Source organism: Luteibacter yeojuensis (genome assembly GCF_011742875.1).
Lineage (GTDB): Bacteria > Pseudomonadota > Gammaproteobacteria > Xanthomonadales > Rhodanobacteraceae > Luteibacter > Luteibacter yeojuensis.
Map to the genome: position 1 here is coordinate 1,941,361 of NZ_JAAQTL010000001.1, position 15,853 is coordinate 1,957,213.

A 15,853-nucleotide genomic window follows, 5' to 3' on the forward strand; every position below is an offset into this window, starting at 1 on the left:
ATGAAGCCCCTGATCTGGGGCCATGACGGTCTAGCTTAAACCCTATCTACAGCTATGGCGTCGGGGACGCGGTGGACGGCTGGCCCTTGTCGATGGGGGTGAAGACGGGTTTATCCCAGCTGCCGGTCACGTGGTAGCGCTTGCGGGCGGCCTGGTTCAGGCCCTTGCCCAGGATGCCCTGCACCGCCAGGCCCGCCGCCGCGCCCACCGGGCCACCGGCCAGCGCGCCCACCACCGGAAGACTGTTGCCGACGTGCGGCACGATCAGCACTTCCTGGTCGTAGTCGCGCGCCTTGAGGCCCGCGCGGCCGGTGATCGTGATCTCCGCCGCCGGGGCACGGATCTTCAGGTTCTGCGTGGTGGCGTTGCCGCCGGCGAAGCGGAAATCGCCCTTGATCGAGTCGAAGCCGAAGCCCTTGCCCAGCACGTCGCCGAAATCCAGCGAAAGGCGGCGCGGCAGCTCGGTGACGGAGACGAGGCCGAAGAGACGGCCGACGCCGGGCTGGACCTCGAGGATGCGGCCGTTGGCAAGATCGACCTTCAGCGTACCGTCCATGTTGGCGAGCGCGAGCGCGGAAGGACCGCCGGGCCAGGTGGCATCCAATCGGGCCGAAGTGCGTCCGCCCTGGAGGATGCCGGCGAAACCGAGGGCGTCGAACATGCGTGCGACGTCCTCGGAATTGAAGTCGATGGCCAGGTGCGTGCGGCTGCGCTTCTCGTCGCCGTTCCAGTCGCCCGACGCGGTGATCTGCACGTTCTTCGACTGCGCGCGCAACTGGTCGATGTGCATGCCCTCGTCGGTGGGCCAGGTCTCGAGGCGGGCTTCGCCCAGCCGCGCATTGCCCAGGCGCATATCGCTCACGTGGAGGTGCAGCGGCGGCAGGCTCGAAGGCGCCACGCCCGCTTCGTTCGCGTCCGGCGGGTTCGCCGCCGCGGCTTGATGGGTCTTCGCCTCTTCCGCCTTCGCCACGGTGGCGGCGGTCGTCGCGGCGGCGCCGGCGGCGGCCTTGCCCTTCTTCGCCGCGGTGGCCGCATCGTCGGCCGCCGGCCACCAGAGGCGCTCCATGCGCGCGGTGATGCCCCGGCGCCGGAGTTCTTCGTTGGGCACGGTCAGCTGGCCGGCCATGCCATCGCCGTCGACACGCAGAGAGAGTTCCTGCGGACCCGGCTTCGCCACCAGGTGCATGTTCTTGAAGTGCTGGCCGAAAACCTCGGCATCGTCGGTCGTGACGTCCAGGGCGGAAAGTCCCGGACCGGACTGGCCCGTGGAGAGGCCCACGACGTACTGCACCCAGCCCGATGCGTCGAGTTTCGACGCGTGGCCGCCAATGAGGTAGCCCTGCGCGGGCAGCGTCGCCGGCACGGTGCCGCCCAGGTTGAACGCGGCGGCGATCGGCTGGCTGTCGGTCGGGAGACGCAGGCGGCCGCGCACGATGTCGCCGAGTGCGATGTCCAGCCGCGCGCCGTCGACGGGCAGGCCGACGCTCACGGAAAGCGGCGTGGACACGTTCGCGGGTTTCTTCACCGGCGTGGGCATGGCCAGTTCCACGCCGCTCAGATCCGAATCCACGCGCAAGGTCTGTGCGGTGGCGTCGCCCTGCCCGGTCTTGCGCAGGTCGAAGCCGACGCGGAACTGGCCACGACCCTTCGCGATGTCGGCCAGCCACTTCAGGTTTTCGAAGTCGCCCACCATCTCGTCCACGGTGAAGGCGCCGGTGAGCGAGGCGTCGAGGATCTTTGCCGGATCGCCGGTGGCACCGGCGATGGCGAGGTCGAGCTGCGCGGGCTGGCCATGGAACGATGTCTTCAGGCCCTTGGCGCTAAACCCGGCGCCGTCGAAAGTCATCGGTCCCGTGATCTTGTCCAGGCGCAGCTTCCACGCGTCGGCGACGAGGTCGGCATCCCTGATCGTCGCCTTGCCTTGCAGCGTGAAGTCCTTCGCGCTCTTCAACGGCATAAGCAGGTTGAAACCGAACTCGCCGGTACCGCCAAGCTTCATCTTGTCCAGTGCGTCGCGGCTGTGGCTGGCGATGGGGCTGTTCTTGATGAAATCGAGGTAACTGCCGCCGGTGCCCGCGCCGCTGACCTTGAGGTCGAGCACACCGTCGGAGAAATCGGGGATGGCCGCCGTGGCGGTGCTCACCGCGTTGCCCAGCGAGTTTCCGGCACTGGCCTCCACGTACATGCCGTTGCCGATGAAGCTCGCCACCGCAGAGACGCCTTCGGCACGCGGCCAGCCGACGCCATAGTCGAGCACGGTGTCCTCGATGACCGCGCGCCCCTCGAACCGGCCTTCCTGGTTCCGGAACGGGAACTCGCGGAGGTTGCCGCGGATCAGCGCGGAACCGCCCGCGATACGCCCGGCGACAAGACCGCGGTTGAGCCAGTTCTGCGCGGCCTCGGACATCGAATGGACGGGCCAGAACAGTTTCGCGGCGGGTACCTCGCCCTCGCCCAGCGCCACGTACATGTCCATGAAGGGACCGGTGTCCGCCGCGGGCAGCACCAGTTCGCCGCGTGCCTGGCCGCTGTAGCCTTCGCCGCGGAAGTCGAGCGGATCCACGCCGACGTGCCAGTCGCCGTCGTCCTTGTAGACCGCGACGTCGCCGCCGAGCGAGGACATCGCGAACGGTTTGCGGAAGATGCCGGTGGCGTCGATCGTGGTCGCCTGGTCGGGAAGACTGAGCGCCAGCGCTTCGCCGTCCCCGAACACTTCACCCTTCAGCGAGGAGATGCCGGGCAGGCTTCCGCTCGCATCGATGCCCAACCCGGAAAACGCCGCATGCGCGAAGCTCAGGCCCGATACCGAATTCCAGTCGGCGCGCAGGTGGTCGAAACGTCCGCGCGGGTGGCCGTCGCCCAGCCAGCGGGCCAGCGACGGCGAGACCTGCGGCAGGACGCCTGCCCACGGCAGCAATGGGGCGAGGTCCAGCCTGCGCCCCACCAGCGTGCCGTCGCTCCGTGCGCCCTCGTGCCGGAGGACGAGCGCGAGATCGCTGCCGTCGTGTCCCGCCCAGTCGACCCTTGTGCCGTCCGTGGTGCGATGAATGTCGACGATGCCGTGCAGCCCGGCGGTGCGCACCGTGCGCGCGGGCCCGCGCACGGCGAGATGGTCGAGATCCACGCGCCATGTGGCACGCACCACGTGGGCGTCGCGCCAGTCCAGCCAGCTTTCGAAACCGCCCTTGCCGCCGGCGAGCGCATAGCCGTCGATGTCGAAATCGCCGGTCAGTCCCGCGAAGTCGACATCGACGCCCCTGACGTAGATGCGCCCGCTCGAACCGTCCTCGGCGAAGCGCCCGGCCGCGGTGAGCCGCCCGGAAGCATTCTCGCGGCGCAGGCTGCCGCCGAAGCGGATCGCATGGCCGCGCAGGCTGATCTGCAACTGGTCGGCGACCAGTCCGTAATGCCGCCGCGTGGTTTCGTCGGCGATGTCGAGGCGCAGGTTGCCGAGCCACAGGTCGGCGGAGAGATTGCCCAGCGATACTTTCTGCGTGCCGCCGCCGGCGCCGAAACCGTCGATGCTCCAGCGCCCGTCGACCGCGCGGCGCAGGCCGAGGCGGAGGTCTTGCAGGCGCAGGTTGATGAGATGGCGCGACGGCAGGACGAAGGCGCCGAAATCGAGTTTCACCGCCGCCTGCGGCAGGTGCAGCGGCTCGCCGCCCTCGGCCGGCGCGATGGTGACGTCGCGCATGACGAACAGCGGGCCGGACGGCCGCCAGAAACCCTCCAGCGAGGCGAAGCGCACGGGACGATGCAACTGCTCGCCGAGCAGCGTGGCCACGCGCTCCGGATAGCGCGCCGCCAGCGGCAGCAGCAGCTGGCCGAGCGCCATGACGATCGCGAGCGCGACCAGCACGCCCGCGACCAGTCCCAACAAGACGAACCGCAGGCGTCGCGCGCGATGGCGCCAGTTCGGATTCACCGGCAGGCCAGTTCAGAGCAGGACGACATCGAACTGTTCCTGCGAGTAGTGCTCCTCCGCCTGGAAGCGGATGCTCTTGGCGATGAATTCCTCCAGCTCGGCCACCGCCGCCGATTCTTCCTCGAGGATGCGACCGACCACCTTGGGGCTGGCCATCACCAGCAGCTTCTGCGCGTTGAACTGGCGCACCGCGCGGGTGATCTCGCGGAAGATCTCGTAGATCACCGTCTCGGCCGTCTTCAACGTACCGCGCCCGCTGCATGCGGGGCAGGGTTCGCAGAGCTGGCGCTCCAGGCTTTCGGTGGTGCGCTTGCGGGTCATTTCCACCAGGCCCAGTGCCGACATCGGGTACACGGTGGTCTTCGCGTGATCCTTCGACAGGCCTTTCTCGAGCATGCGCAGCACCTGGCGCTTGTGTTCGTCGTCGGTCATGTCGATGAAGTCGATGATGACGATGCCGCCGAGGTTGCGCAGGCGCAGCTGGCGCGCCGCCGCCTGTGCGGCCTCGAGGTTCGTGCGGTACACGGTTTCCTCGAGGTTGCGGGTGCCGAGGTAACCGCCCGTGTTGACGTCGATGGTGGTCATCGCCTCGGTCTGGTCGACGATGAGGTAACCGCCCGACTTCAGCGGCACCTCCTTGCGCAGCGCGCGCTGGATCTCGTCTTCCACGCCGTAGAGGTCGAAGATCGGTCGCTCGCCCGAGTAATGCTCGATGCGGTCGGAAAGCACCGGCATGAACTTCTGCACGAACCGGGCGGTTTTCTCGAAGGTCTCGCGCGAGTCCACGCGCACCTTCTCGATCCCGTCGTTGAGCGAATCGCGCAAGGAGCGCAGCGGCAGCGAGAGTTCCTCGTACACGCGCTCGCCCACCTTCGCCTTCTGGATGTTCTCCTGCACCACGCGCCAAACCTTGCCGAGGTAGGTCACGTCGAAGGCCAGGGATTCTTCCGACTGGCCTTCCGCGTTCGTGCGGACGATGTAGCCCAGGTGGTTCTCGCCGATCAGCGGAAGGATGATGTCCTTGAGGCGCTGGCGCTCGGCCTCGTCCTCGATGCGCACCGACACGCCCAGCGTGCGCGAGTGCGGCAGGAGCACGAGGTAGCGGGAGGGAATGGACAGGTGCGTCGAAAGGCGCGCGCCCTTGCTGCCGATGGGGTCCTTCACCACCTGCACGACGATTTCCTGGCCCTCGTGCACCAGTTCGGAAATCGACGGGACGGGCCCGTGGCCGTTGCCCTTCCCCTCGGCGGGGGCGTCGGTCGGCGGCAACGACGGGCGCACGATGTCGGAAGCGTGCAGGAACGCGGCGCGCTCCAGCCCTATCTCCACGAACACCGCCTGCATACCGGGCATGACGCGCTGGACGCGGCCCTTGTACACGTTGCCCACGTAGCCGCGCTTCTGGGCGCGCTCCACGTGGACTTCCTGCAGCATGCCGTTTTCGACGATCGCCACGCGTGTCTCACGCGGCGTGACATTGATCAGGATTTCCTCGCTCACCGCGCTGCCTTTTCCTTCGGTCGTCATGCTTTATAGCCCGTGCATCGACGCCATGTCACTGATCGCGCAGGAGCCGGGAGGTTTCGAACAGGGGTAGCCCCATCACGCCCGAATAACTGCCGGAAAGGTGCGCCACGAAGGCCCCGGCGCGCCCCTGGATGGCATAGGCGCCCGCCTTGCCCACGTATTCCCCGGTGGCCACGTAGGCGGCGATATCGGCGTCGGACAGCGTGGCGAAGCGCACCGTGGAAACGGACATGGCGCAACGCTCGTCCCCGGCCCGGACCAGCCATACGGCGGAAACGACCCGGTGCTCGCGGCCTTCGAGGCGGCGCAGCATGGCGGCCGCGGCGGCGGCGTCGCGGGGTTTGCCGAACACTTCGTCGTCCAGCACCACCTCGGTATCGGCGCCCAGCACGCGGGCGCCCGCCTCCCCCCTCACGAGGGCGAAACCGGCGCGTGCCTTGTCCAGGGCCACCCGCGAGACGTAATCGTCCGGCGATTCGGCCGGATCCCGCGCCTCCTCCACGTCGATGTCCAGCGTGCGGTGGGGCTCGCCGAGCTGGTCGAGGAGTTCGCGACGGCGCGGCGATCGAGAGGCGAGGTACAGCACGGCGAGCGGTCCTTCAGGCACGGTGATAGGGGTGCCCGGACAGGAGTGTCGTGGCGCGGTAGAGCTGTTCGGCCAGCACGAGGCGGACCAGCATGTGCGGCAACGTCAGCGGCCCGAGCGACCAGCGCTGGTCGGCGCGGGCCAGCACGTCGGGCGCATGCCCGTCGGGCCCGCCGATGAGGAAAGCGATATCGCGGCCGCTCATGCGCCATTGCTCGAGCTGCTGGCCCAGGTCCTCGCTGGACCAGGCCTTGCCGCGTCCGTCCAGCGCCACGACGTGGGTGTCGCGCGGCATGGCGGCCAGGATCGCGGCGCCTTCGTCGAGGATCGCCTTCGCGTCGTCGCGGCCCTTGCCGCGCGTGCCGGGCTTGATCTCGATCAGTTCGAGGGGCAACTCGTGGGACAGCCTCTTGCGGTATTCCGCAAAGCCTTCGGCCACCCAGGACGGCATGCGTTCGCCGACGGCGATGAGGCGAGCCCGCACGACGGGCTCAGTCGTTTGCGGCTTCGGCGCCGTCGTCGCCCACGGTCCACAGGCGTTCCAGGCCATAGAACTCGCGGATGCGCGGCATCATCACGTGGACGATGATGTCGCCGAGGTCGACGAGCACCCATTCGGCTTCGGTCTGTCCTTCGACGCCGAGCGGCATCACGCCCGCTTCCTTCGCGAACTTGATGACTTCGTCGGCGATGGATTTCACGTGGCGGGCCGAGGTACCCGAGGCGATGAAGAGGGTATCCGCGATGGAGGTCTTGCCGCGAACGTCGATTTCGCGAACGTCCTTGGCCTTGAGGTCTTCGAGGGCGGCCACCACGCGCTGGCGCAGATGCTCGTTGCTGGCGGCGGATTTTGCCTTGCGGGATGCGGTCGAACTCAAGATGCGGAAACCTCGTACGGCGGGATGCCGGGGTTGGCGGCAGTATAACGCCCGAGCGTTCCGGCGGCGTCAAATGTCCTGGCAGGTATATTCACGCGATGCCTTCTTGTAGGAGCCGCTATAGCGGCGAGGGAACCTGCCTCGCGGCTTCATCGCTTCGTTGGCTCCTCGCCGCTATAGCGGCTCCTACAGTTCCGGCCAGACCGCTCGTCGCTTAGCGGCTCCGGACAAGGGCTCGGTTAGTGGCCCAGGGCGCGGTAGGGCGCCAGCAGGGCTTCATCTTCGAAACAGGCCGAGGGCAGCAGGAAGCGGGGCTCGTTGCCGGCCGCGAAGGATTCGCGGATCGCCGTGGCGGCGATGTCCAGCGGCGTGATGGCGATGTCCACGACGCTGCCCGCCGGGCCGTGTACGCGGGCGGCCCGGCGCCCGGCCACGAAGCCGGCGAGCGGGCCGGTGGGCTCCTGCGCGCCGCCCGGACGGGTGAGCACGCCGATGTGCGCGAACGCGAACAGCTCCTGCCAGAGATGCCAGGAGGCCAGCCCCGCGAAGGCGTCGGCGCCGACGAGCAGCACCAGGGGCCGGGCCGGGCCGATGTCGGCGCGCAGGGAGGCCAGTGTGTCCACGGTGTACGAGGGGCCGTCGCGGTCCAGCTCCCGGGTGTCGATGACGAGCCGGTTCTGCCCGGCGAGCGCGGCGCGAAGCAGGGCCACCCGGCCGGCGGCGTCGGCCACCGGCGGCGGCCGGTGCGGCGGCGTCCGGGCCGGGACCATGCGCACCTCGGCGTCCAGTGCCTCGGCGGCCTCCCAGGCGGCGCGCAGGTGCCCATGATGGACCGGGTCGAAGGTGCCGCCGAGGACGGCGAGCGGACGCAGGTCGCTCATCCGAAGGCGACCGCGGCGCGCGGTTCGGCGATGGCGGCGATCAGCCGCTCCGCTTCGAGCCAGGGATCGCCCTGCTCCCGCCCCTTCGCCATGCGGTCGATCCGCGCGGCCCGGGCGAGGCATGCCATCCAGTGTTCGCGCGGCGCACGGCGCAGCGCCTTGCGGAAGAGCTGTTCGCGCGCCGGCCACAGGCGCTCCGCCTTCGCCTGCGCGCCAAAGTCGCGCGCGTTCGCCAGACGCATCGCCAGCTGCAGCTGATTCACCAGCCAGCCCATCAGGGCGATCAGTTCGTCGCCCTCGGCGCGCAGGCCGGCGAGGATGCGCAGCGCGCGCCCGCCCTCGCCCGCGAACGCGGCATCGGTGAGTTTGAATGCGTCGAAGCGTGCGCTGTCGGCGACGAGGCCTTCCAGCGTGGCCGCGTCGAGCGGCCGGTCGCCGGCGAGGACGACGAGCTTGTCGATTTCCTGGGCGGCGGCGAGCAGGTTGCCCTCCACGCGCTCGGCGAGCATCGCGACGGCATCGGGCGTGGCCTTCAGGCCTCGCGAAGCCAGCCGCGTGCCGACCCACTTGGACCATTCGTGCGGTCGCGGCGCCTGGAACAGTACCTGGATGCCGCCCTGGTCGACGGTCTTCGTCCACGCAGCCTCGTGCTTGCTGCTCCACTCGGTGGCGGTGATCAGCAAGGTAGTGTCGGGTGGCGGATCCGCCACGAACGCGGCGATTGCCTGACCACCGTCCTTGCCCGCGCGGCCACCGGCCAGACGCAGGTCGAGGAGGCGCTGCGTGGCGAACAGGGACAGGCCAGCCGAGGCCCGCGCCAGGTCGTCCCAGTCGAAGCGGCTGTCGGCCTCGAGCACGTCGCGTTCGTTGTAGCCGAGCCGGCGCGCCATCGCGCGCACGGCGTCGGCGGCCTCGAGCACCAGCAGTTCTTCGCCGGCCAGCAGGTAGACCGGCGCCATGCGGTCGCCCGCGAGGTGCTTCTGCCACTGGACCGGATTGAGGGGCACGCTGGTTTACCCGGGGCTCAGTTCGAGGTCGCCGGAACCGGCGCAGGCGACGCCACCGCGGGATGCTCGGCGGCGGCCTGGAGCCGGAACAGGATCGCCTGGACCATGTCGCCGATCAGGCTGCGCTGAAGCTCCTCGGTCTGGCTCGCCGTGCCGATGGTGTTGGTCGCGTCGTAGCTGAACTCGCGCGACATGTCGACCGACTGCGTCGGGATGATCACGGTGCCGTCGGCCGCCTTCGCGTTGAAGTCGACGTGGTAGCGCACGGCGTATTCGGTGACGCGCGCGGTGCCGCTCACGGTGAGCGAGTCGGTACGGAAGGTGTTCGAGGTGATCGCCAGTTCCGCCGCGTCGGGCGCGGGCGCGTCCACCACCGTCACGTCGGAGTTCCCCAGCGCCCGGGTGAGATCGCGCTCGAGCTTGCCGCCACCGGACACCGTGAGGTGGATCTTCTTCATTCCCGGCGGCAGCGATGCGCTCTGCCGCAGGTGGAAGCCGCAGGCGGAGAGCGCGGCCACGGCGGAGAGCAGCACGGCGATGCGGAACGAACGAAGGAGGTTCGGGCTCATGGTTATCCTGCGACGATGTTGACGATCTTGCCGGGCACGACGATCACCTTGCGCACGGTCTGGCCTTCGAGCAGGCGGGCCACGTTCGGCTCGGCCCGCGCCATCGCCTCGGCCTCTTCCTTCGAGGCCGACGCCGGCACCTCGATGGTAGCGCGAAGCTTGCCGTTCACCTGCACGGCATAGGTCAGGGAGTCGCGGACCAGCGCCGCCGGGTCCACCTGCGGCCAGCCCGCGTCCTCGACCAGGGTCTCGGCATGGCCCAGGACCTGCCACAGTGCGTGCGCCACGTGGGGCGTGAACGGGTTGATCAGCTGCACCATGGCCGTGAAGGCCTCCTGGCGCAAGGCCACGCCCTGGGCGCTGGCATCGTCGAACTTGCCCAGCGCGTTCAGCAGTTCCATGAGCGCCGCGATGGCCGTGTTGAACGACTGGCGGCGGCCGATGTCGTCGCCGACCTTCTGGATGGTCTCGTGCAGCTGGCGCCGCAGCGCCTTGCGCGCGCCCTCCCCGGCCGGATTGTCGCCGGTACCGCCGGGCGCGGCTTCCGCATGGGCGGTGACGTCGCGCCACAGCCGGCGCAGGAAGCGGGCCATGCCCTCCACGCCCGCCTCGTTCCATTCCAGCGACTGGTCCGGCGGCGCGGCGAACATCGAGAACAGGCGCACGGTGTCCGCGCCGTACTTCTCGACCATGGACTGCGGGTCCACGCCGTTGTTCTTCGACTTCGCCATCTTCTCGATGCCGCCGATCTCCACCGGTTTGCCGTCGGCACGCAGCACGGCGCCGACGATGCGCGCGCGTTCGTCGCGCTGCACGTCGACGTCCGCGGGGTTGAACCAGGTGGCCGAGCCGTCGGCTTCCTTGCGGAAGTAGGTCTCGGCGATCACCATGCCCTGGCAGAGCAGGTTCGTGGCCGGCTCGTCGCCGTGCACCATGCCCTCGTCGCGCATGAGCTTGTGATAGAAGCGGAAGTACAGCAGGTGCAGGATCGCGTGTTCGATGCCGCCGATGTACTGGTCGACCGGCATCCAGTAGTTCGCGCGCTCGTCCACCATGGCGTTCGCGCCGGGGCTCGTGTAGCGGGCCGGATACCAGCTCGACTCCATGAAGGTGTCGAAGGTGTCGGTCTCGCGCTCGGCCGGGCCGCCGCAGTTCGGGCAGGTGGTCTTGCGCCACTCCGGGTCGGCCTTGATCGGCGACTGCACGCCCGAGAATTCCACGTCCTCGGGCAGCACGACGGGCAGCTGGTCTTCCGGCACGGGCACGACGTCGCACGTCACGCAGTAGATCGCCGGGATCGGGCAACCCCAGTAGCGCTGGCGGCTCACTCCCCAATCGCGGATGCGCCAGTTCACGCGGCGCTCGCCATGACCGTTCGCAGCCAGCTTCGCCGCGATCGCCTCGAACGCGTCCTTGAATTCCAGGCCGTCGAACTCGCCCGAATGGATGAGGGTGCCGTATTCCGTGTATGCCTCGACGTTCTGGATACGGTTCTCGAACGCCTTGATGGTCTCCACGGCGGCGGACGACTGGTAGGCGTCGGACGAGCCTCCCTCCAGCGCGTTCTGCACCGTGTCCGTGCCTTCGGCGGCAAGGTCGCGCTTCAGTTCCGCCACGGCATCGACGACGCCGCGGTCGACGACCACCATCCGGATGGGCAGCGAATACTTCTGGGCGAACTCCCAGTCGCGCTGGTCGTGGCCGGGCACGGCCATCACGGCACCGGTGCCGTACGCCATGAGGACGAAATTCGCGACCCAGATGGGCAGTTTCTCGCCGGTGATGGGGTGCGTGGCATCCACGCCGGTGTAGTAACCGCGCTTTTCCTGCGTCTCCAGCTCGGCTTCGGAGATGCCGCCGGTCTTGCAGCTTTCGATGAACGCGGCGAGGTCGGGGTTGGTTTCGGCGGCGCGCGCGGCGATGGGATGCTCCGCGGCCACGGCGAGATACGATGCGCCCATGAGCGTGTCCGCGCGCGTCGTGAACACGGTGAGCGGCTCGCTCCAGCCATCCACGTCGAACGCGATCTCCAGGCCTTCGGAACGGCCCAGCCAGTTGCGCTGCATGGTCTTCACCGCGTCCGGCCAGCCGGGCAGCGTGTCGAGGCCGTCGAGCAGCTCCTGCGCGTAAGCAGTGATCTTCAGGAACCACTGCGGGATCTCGCGCTTCTCCACCAGCGCGCCGGAGCGCCAGCCACGTCCTTCGATCACCTGCTCGTTCGCCAGCACCGTCTGGTCCACCGGATCCCAGTTCACGACGCTGTTCTTGCGGTAGACGAGGCCCTTCTTCATCAGCCGGGTGAACATGAGCTGTTCCCACCGGTAGTAGTCGGGCTTGCAGGTGGTGACCTCACGGTTCCAGTCGTACGCGAAACCCATGCGCTTCAGCTGCTCGCGCATGTGCTCGATGTTCTTGTAGGTCCACTTCGCCGGCGCCGTGCGGTTCTTGATCGCGGCGTTCTCGGCGGGCAGGCCGAACGCGTCCCAGCCCATCGGCTGCACCACGTTCCTGCCTTGCTGGCGCTGGAAGCGGCTGATGACGTCGCCGATGGTGTAGTTGCGCACGTGGCCCATGTGCAGGGCGCCCGACGGATACGGGAGCATCGAGAGGCAGTAGAACTTCGGTTTGGCCGAGTCTTCGGTGACCTCGAAGGCGCGGGTGTCGTTCCAGAAGCGCTGGGCAGCCGTCTCGACGACGTCCGGGGCGTAACCGCCCTGCTCGCGCGTGCCCTGATCGTGGGTGTCCTGCATGGTGTTCGGTACCGGTGGGGATGCTCGGGTGGCCGCGCGGAAAACGCGGCGGTCAATCGCGGGAGACTATCCCACGAGGGCGGCAAGGCCAAGCCCGCCAGTCCTGTAGGAGCCGCTATAGCGGCGAGGGAACCCGCCTCTCCGCTTCGTCGCTCCGTGGGCTCTCGCCGCTATAGCGGCTCCCACAGTTGAGGCAAGCTCCCGCTCGCCGCCATAGCGGCTCCTACGGCGATGGGCAGTTTGCCGCCTGGCCGGCGGCGATGGCGCGCACCGCGGCCGCCACCTGGTCGGCCACCTTGCCCAGCCCGCGCTGGTGGGCCTCCACGAGGCTGTCGTAGCTGGATCCGGCCGGCTCGGCGACGCGCGAGGCGCAGCTCGCCGCCCCGCCACCGGTCCCGCGCACGGACCAGGCGGCCTCGAGCGTGGCATCGCCACCCACGACCGAATCGAAGCGGCGGACGTCGAGCTGCACGCGGACCACTTTCGCGTCCTTCCCGCGCGGCAGGCCGTGTACGTCGTGCGTGCCCAGGCGCGCGGCGAGGTCGGCGGAAAGAGCGCCACGGATCTCGTCGCCCAAGGGCGAGGCCCAGCGTTCGCCATCGAGCACGGCGACGCCGCTCGCGCCCTGGCGCAAGACCAGCGCGGGCTGGTCGACCTGGGGCGGCACGCCCACGGGCAGCACGTCGATGACGAAGGGCGCGGTGGCCGCCGGCAGCGGCGCCGGCGGGGGAATCAGCGTGTGGAAGTGCATCGGCGCCGAGGCGCAGGCACCGATACCGGCCACGAGGAGGGCGACACCGGCGAGGCGGAGGGAGTGGATCATGGCTGTTCTTCCTTGCCCTGGCTCGTGGACGGGGTGGCGATCTTCGGCGGCGCTTCGGCCCCGCGGCCACGCAGCAGCGCTTCCGGGTGACGGCCGAGGTAATCGGTGAAAGCCCGCACCGAACGCACCGTGCGCTGCAGTTCCTCGAGCGTGTTGGCGATGTTGATCTGCAGCGGCGAGTTCTCGGACAGGGCGTCGTTGGCCGTGCCCATCGTGTGGTTCACGCCTTGCAGCGTCTTTTTCGCCTCGGGCAGCAGGTCGCCGTTCACCTGCTTGAGGGTGCCGTTGAGTTCCTTGAGGCTGCCGTCGAGGTTGCGGCCGATCGAATCGAACGGGATCTTCTGGACCTTGTCCACGATGCTCGATATCTGTTCCTGCAGGTGGTCGAAGTCGCCCGGCGTGGTCGGAATCTCCACCGGCTTGGCGCCTGGATCGAAGGCGACCTTCTTCGCTTTCGCGTCGAAATCGAGCGCGATGTAGAGCTGCCCGGTAAGCAGGTTGCCGGTGCGCGCCTGCGCACGCAGGCCCTGCGCGACCAGTCCGCTCATGATCCGCGGGAACAGCGTCTCGTCGTCGCCGCCGATGGCCTTGGCCAGCTTTTCATGGGCCTGGCCGAGGCGCTGCGGATAGACCAGGGCGCCCACCAGCACCGGGAAGGTCTTCGTCGCGGGGTCGTAGTCGAGGTTCACCGACACGACGCGACCTACCTTCACGCCGAGGAATTCCACCGGCGCGTCGACCGCGAGGCCCCGCAGCGAGTGCTCGAAACGCATGCGGATGTAGCGCGGCTTGCCGTCCGGCGGTGCCAGCGCGGTCGCCTGGTCGTTGAACAGCGTGTATTCCGACATCTCCGGGGCGATCACGACCTCGTGCGGTCCGGGCGGGTCCTGGAAGGCGACGCCGCCGGCAATCACCGTCGCAAGGGACTGCGTGTTCATCCTGAGACCGTCGGCGCCAAGCGAGACATCGACGCCGCTGGCGTTCCAAAAGCGCGAGTCCTTCGACACGAAGCGGTCGTTGGGCCCGTCGATGAACAGCTGCAGCGAAACGCCCTTGCCATCCTTGTCCAGTTCATAGGACACGATCCGGCCGACCTGGATGCGCCGGTAATAGACGGGCGAGCCGATATCCAGGGAGCCCAGGTCGGCGGCATGCAGCACGAAGCGCCGGCCCGGCGCGCCGTGGGTTACCGCCGGAGGCGTCTCCAACCCGGTGAAGTCGCTCTGTTCCTCGTCCGAATCGCCGGCGTCGGCGCCGATGAAGGCACCGGACAGCAGCGTGTCGATGCCGGACACGCCGCTGGCGCCGATGCGCGGACGCACGACCCAGTAGCGCGTCCCCTTCGTGGCGAAGGCGCGCGCGTCCTTGTCGAGGTCGATCATCACCGTGATGTGGGTGCGGTCCTTCGACAGGCGCATGGTGGTGACCTTGCCGATCACCACGTTCTTGTACTTCACCTGCGTCTTGCCCGCCTCGATGCCCTCCGCGGTGAGGAAGGAAACGGTGATCTGCGGGCCCGCCGACATGAAGTGGCTGACCAGCAGCGAGATGCCCACCAGCGCCGCGACGATGGGCACCAGCCAGATCAGCGAGAAGCCCAGCTTCGACTTGCGCACCACGGGCTGGGGCAGGTCCTCGTCGGGCGGCATGTTTCCTTCGTTGGCGTCGCTCATTGCGATTTCCTGTTGTCCCAGATCAGGCGGGGATCGAAGCTCATGGCGGAGAGCATCGTGAGCACGACGACCACCCCGAAATAGACCACGCCGGGCAGGGGCTCCACCCGGCTCAGTATCTTGAAATGGACCAGGGCCGACAGGATCGCCACGACGAACACGTCGAGCATCGACCAGTATCCGACCAGTTCCACGAAACGGTAGAGCCTGGCGCGTTGCCGCGCCACGAGCCCGCTGGAGCGCTGCACCGACACCAGCAGGAAGCCCATGATGACGAACTTCAGCACGGGCACGATGATGCTCGCCGTGAAGACGATCGCCGCCAGCCCCGGGGAGCCCGCCCGCCAGAGCTCGAAGATGCCGCTCAGGATCGTGTTGTCGTCGCGCGACGAGATGCTCTGCGTGCGCATGATCGGGAACACGTTCGCCGGGATGTAGAAGACCGCCGCGGCGATCAGGAGCGCCCACGCGCGGGAAATGCTGCCGTGCTTGCGGGCGTGCAGGGTGTTTCCGCAGCGCGGGCAGTGGGCGTGCGGATCCTCGGTATACGCCGTGATCTGGCGGCACACGTGGCAGCTCGTGATGCCCAGGTCGCGGGCGCGTGGCGGCGCGTTCACGCGGCATCCTCGCGGGTCAGGTTCCAGAGCTCCCGCGGATCGAGGCTCGAGAACACGGTGACGAGGAGCGTGAGGACGCCGAAGGCCCAGATGCCGGGGCCCGGCACCACGTCGAAATACGTATGCGCCTTGACCACCGCCACGAGGGTGCCGAGCATGAACACCTCGATCATGCTCCACGGCTTGACCCTGACCAGCGCCGACATGGCTTGCGCGAACCACGGCGCGCGCCTGCCGTCGCGGGCGAACCAGAGTACCCAGCCGAAGATGAGGATCTGGCTGAGCGGAAAGAAGAACAGCGTCATCGCGCTCAGGAAGGCCACGACCTGCGCGCCGTCCTTCCACATGGCGATCACGGCACCCCACAGCGTCGTGGCGGCCGTCATGCCGGAAAGGCCGAGCGTGACGATGGGCGAGACGTTGGCGATGACGAAAACGATGAGCGCCGTCGCGATGAGGGCGAACTGGGCATCCACGCCAAGCCATTGGTGGCGCTCCAGCACGGCCCCGCAGACGACGCAGTCGGCCACGTCGCCGCGCGCGAGTTCGCGCCTCCGGTAAACGGAGTCGCAGTGCTCGCAGACGATCAGGTCCCGGACGTTGTGCATGCCTTCCAG

Annotated in this window: 13 protein-coding genes; all 13 read right to left on the bottom strand. The window is 68.5% G+C overall.

The features are described 5' to 3' along the window. Nucleotides 1-52 precede the first annotated feature (52 nt). A complete protein-coding gene (locus HBF32_RS08890; protein ID WP_166699303.1) occupies nt 53-3,925 on the bottom strand; it encodes a YhdP family protein in 3,873 nt (1,290 codons plus the stop codon). 12 nt (nt 3,926-3,937) lie between these two features. Then, on the bottom strand, nt 3,938-5,425 hold the full coding sequence (gene rng / locus HBF32_RS08895) for a ribonuclease G (RefSeq protein WP_166700485.1): 1,488 nt from the start codon (nt 5,423-5,425) through the stop codon (nt 3,938-3,940). Between the two features lie 55 nt (nt 5,426-5,480). Further along, on the bottom strand, nt 5,481-6,038 hold the full coding sequence (locus tag HBF32_RS08900; RefSeq protein WP_166700486.1) for a Maf family nucleotide pyrophosphatase: 558 nt from the start codon (nt 6,036-6,038) through the stop codon (nt 5,481-5,483). A gap of 13 nt (nt 6,039-6,051) precedes the next feature. Then, a complete protein-coding gene (rlmH, locus tag HBF32_RS08905) occupies nt 6,052-6,522 on the bottom strand; it encodes a 23S rRNA (pseudouridine(1915)-N(3))-methyltransferase RlmH (RefSeq protein ID WP_166699304.1) in 471 nt (156 codons plus the stop codon). 7 nt (nt 6,523-6,529) lie between these two features. Then, nucleotides 6,530-6,916: a ribosome silencing factor gene (rsfS, locus tag HBF32_RS08910; protein ID WP_166699305.1), complete on the bottom strand. Its 387-nt coding sequence runs from the start codon at nt 6,914-6,916 to the stop codon at nt 6,530-6,532. 239 nt (nt 6,917-7,155) lie between these two features. Further along, on the bottom strand, nt 7,156-7,797 hold the full coding sequence (gene nadD, locus HBF32_RS08915; protein WP_166699306.1) for a nicotinate-nucleotide adenylyltransferase: 642 nt from the start codon (nt 7,795-7,797) through the stop codon (nt 7,156-7,158). After that, complete coding sequence (holA, locus tag HBF32_RS08920; RefSeq protein ID WP_193570454.1) at nt 7,794-8,756, bottom strand: DNA polymerase III subunit delta; 963 nt, start codon at nt 8,754-8,756, stop codon at nt 7,794-7,796. The genes nadD and holA overlap by 4 nt, the downstream gene beginning before the upstream one ends. Nucleotides 8,757-8,821: 65 nt before the next feature. Further along, nucleotides 8,822-9,373: an LPS-assembly lipoprotein LptE gene (locus tag HBF32_RS08925; protein WP_166699308.1), complete on the bottom strand. Its 552-nt coding sequence runs from the start codon at nt 9,371-9,373 to the stop codon at nt 8,822-8,824. 2 nt (nt 9,374-9,375) lie between these two features. Beyond that, the gene (gene leuS / locus HBF32_RS08930; RefSeq protein ID WP_166699309.1) at nt 9,376-12,123 is read right to left on the bottom strand and encodes a leucine--tRNA ligase; all 2,748 of its coding nucleotides are present in this window, start codon (nt 12,121-12,123) and stop codon (nt 9,376-9,378) included. Nucleotides 12,124-12,346: 223 nt separating this feature from the next. Next, on the bottom strand, nt 12,347-12,946 hold the full coding sequence (locus HBF32_RS08935; RefSeq protein ID WP_166699310.1) for a PqiC family protein: 600 nt from the start codon (nt 12,944-12,946) through the stop codon (nt 12,347-12,349). Continuing rightward, on the bottom strand, nt 12,943-14,619 hold the full coding sequence (locus tag HBF32_RS08940) for a PqiB family protein (RefSeq protein WP_166699311.1): 1,677 nt from the start codon (nt 14,617-14,619) through the stop codon (nt 12,943-12,945). Before HBF32_RS08940 ends, HBF32_RS08935 begins: the two co-directional genes overlap by 4 nt. Continuing rightward, nucleotides 14,616-15,236: a paraquat-inducible protein A gene (locus HBF32_RS08945; RefSeq protein ID WP_166699312.1), complete on the bottom strand. Its 621-nt coding sequence runs from the start codon at nt 15,234-15,236 to the stop codon at nt 14,616-14,618. Before HBF32_RS08945 ends, HBF32_RS08940 begins: the two co-directional genes overlap by 4 nt. Continuing rightward, nucleotides 15,233-15,844: a paraquat-inducible protein A gene (locus tag HBF32_RS08950; protein ID WP_166699313.1), complete on the bottom strand. Its 612-nt coding sequence runs from the start codon at nt 15,842-15,844 to the stop codon at nt 15,233-15,235. Before HBF32_RS08950 ends, HBF32_RS08945 begins: the two co-directional genes overlap by 4 nt. Nucleotides 15,845-15,853 lie beyond the last annotated feature (9 nt).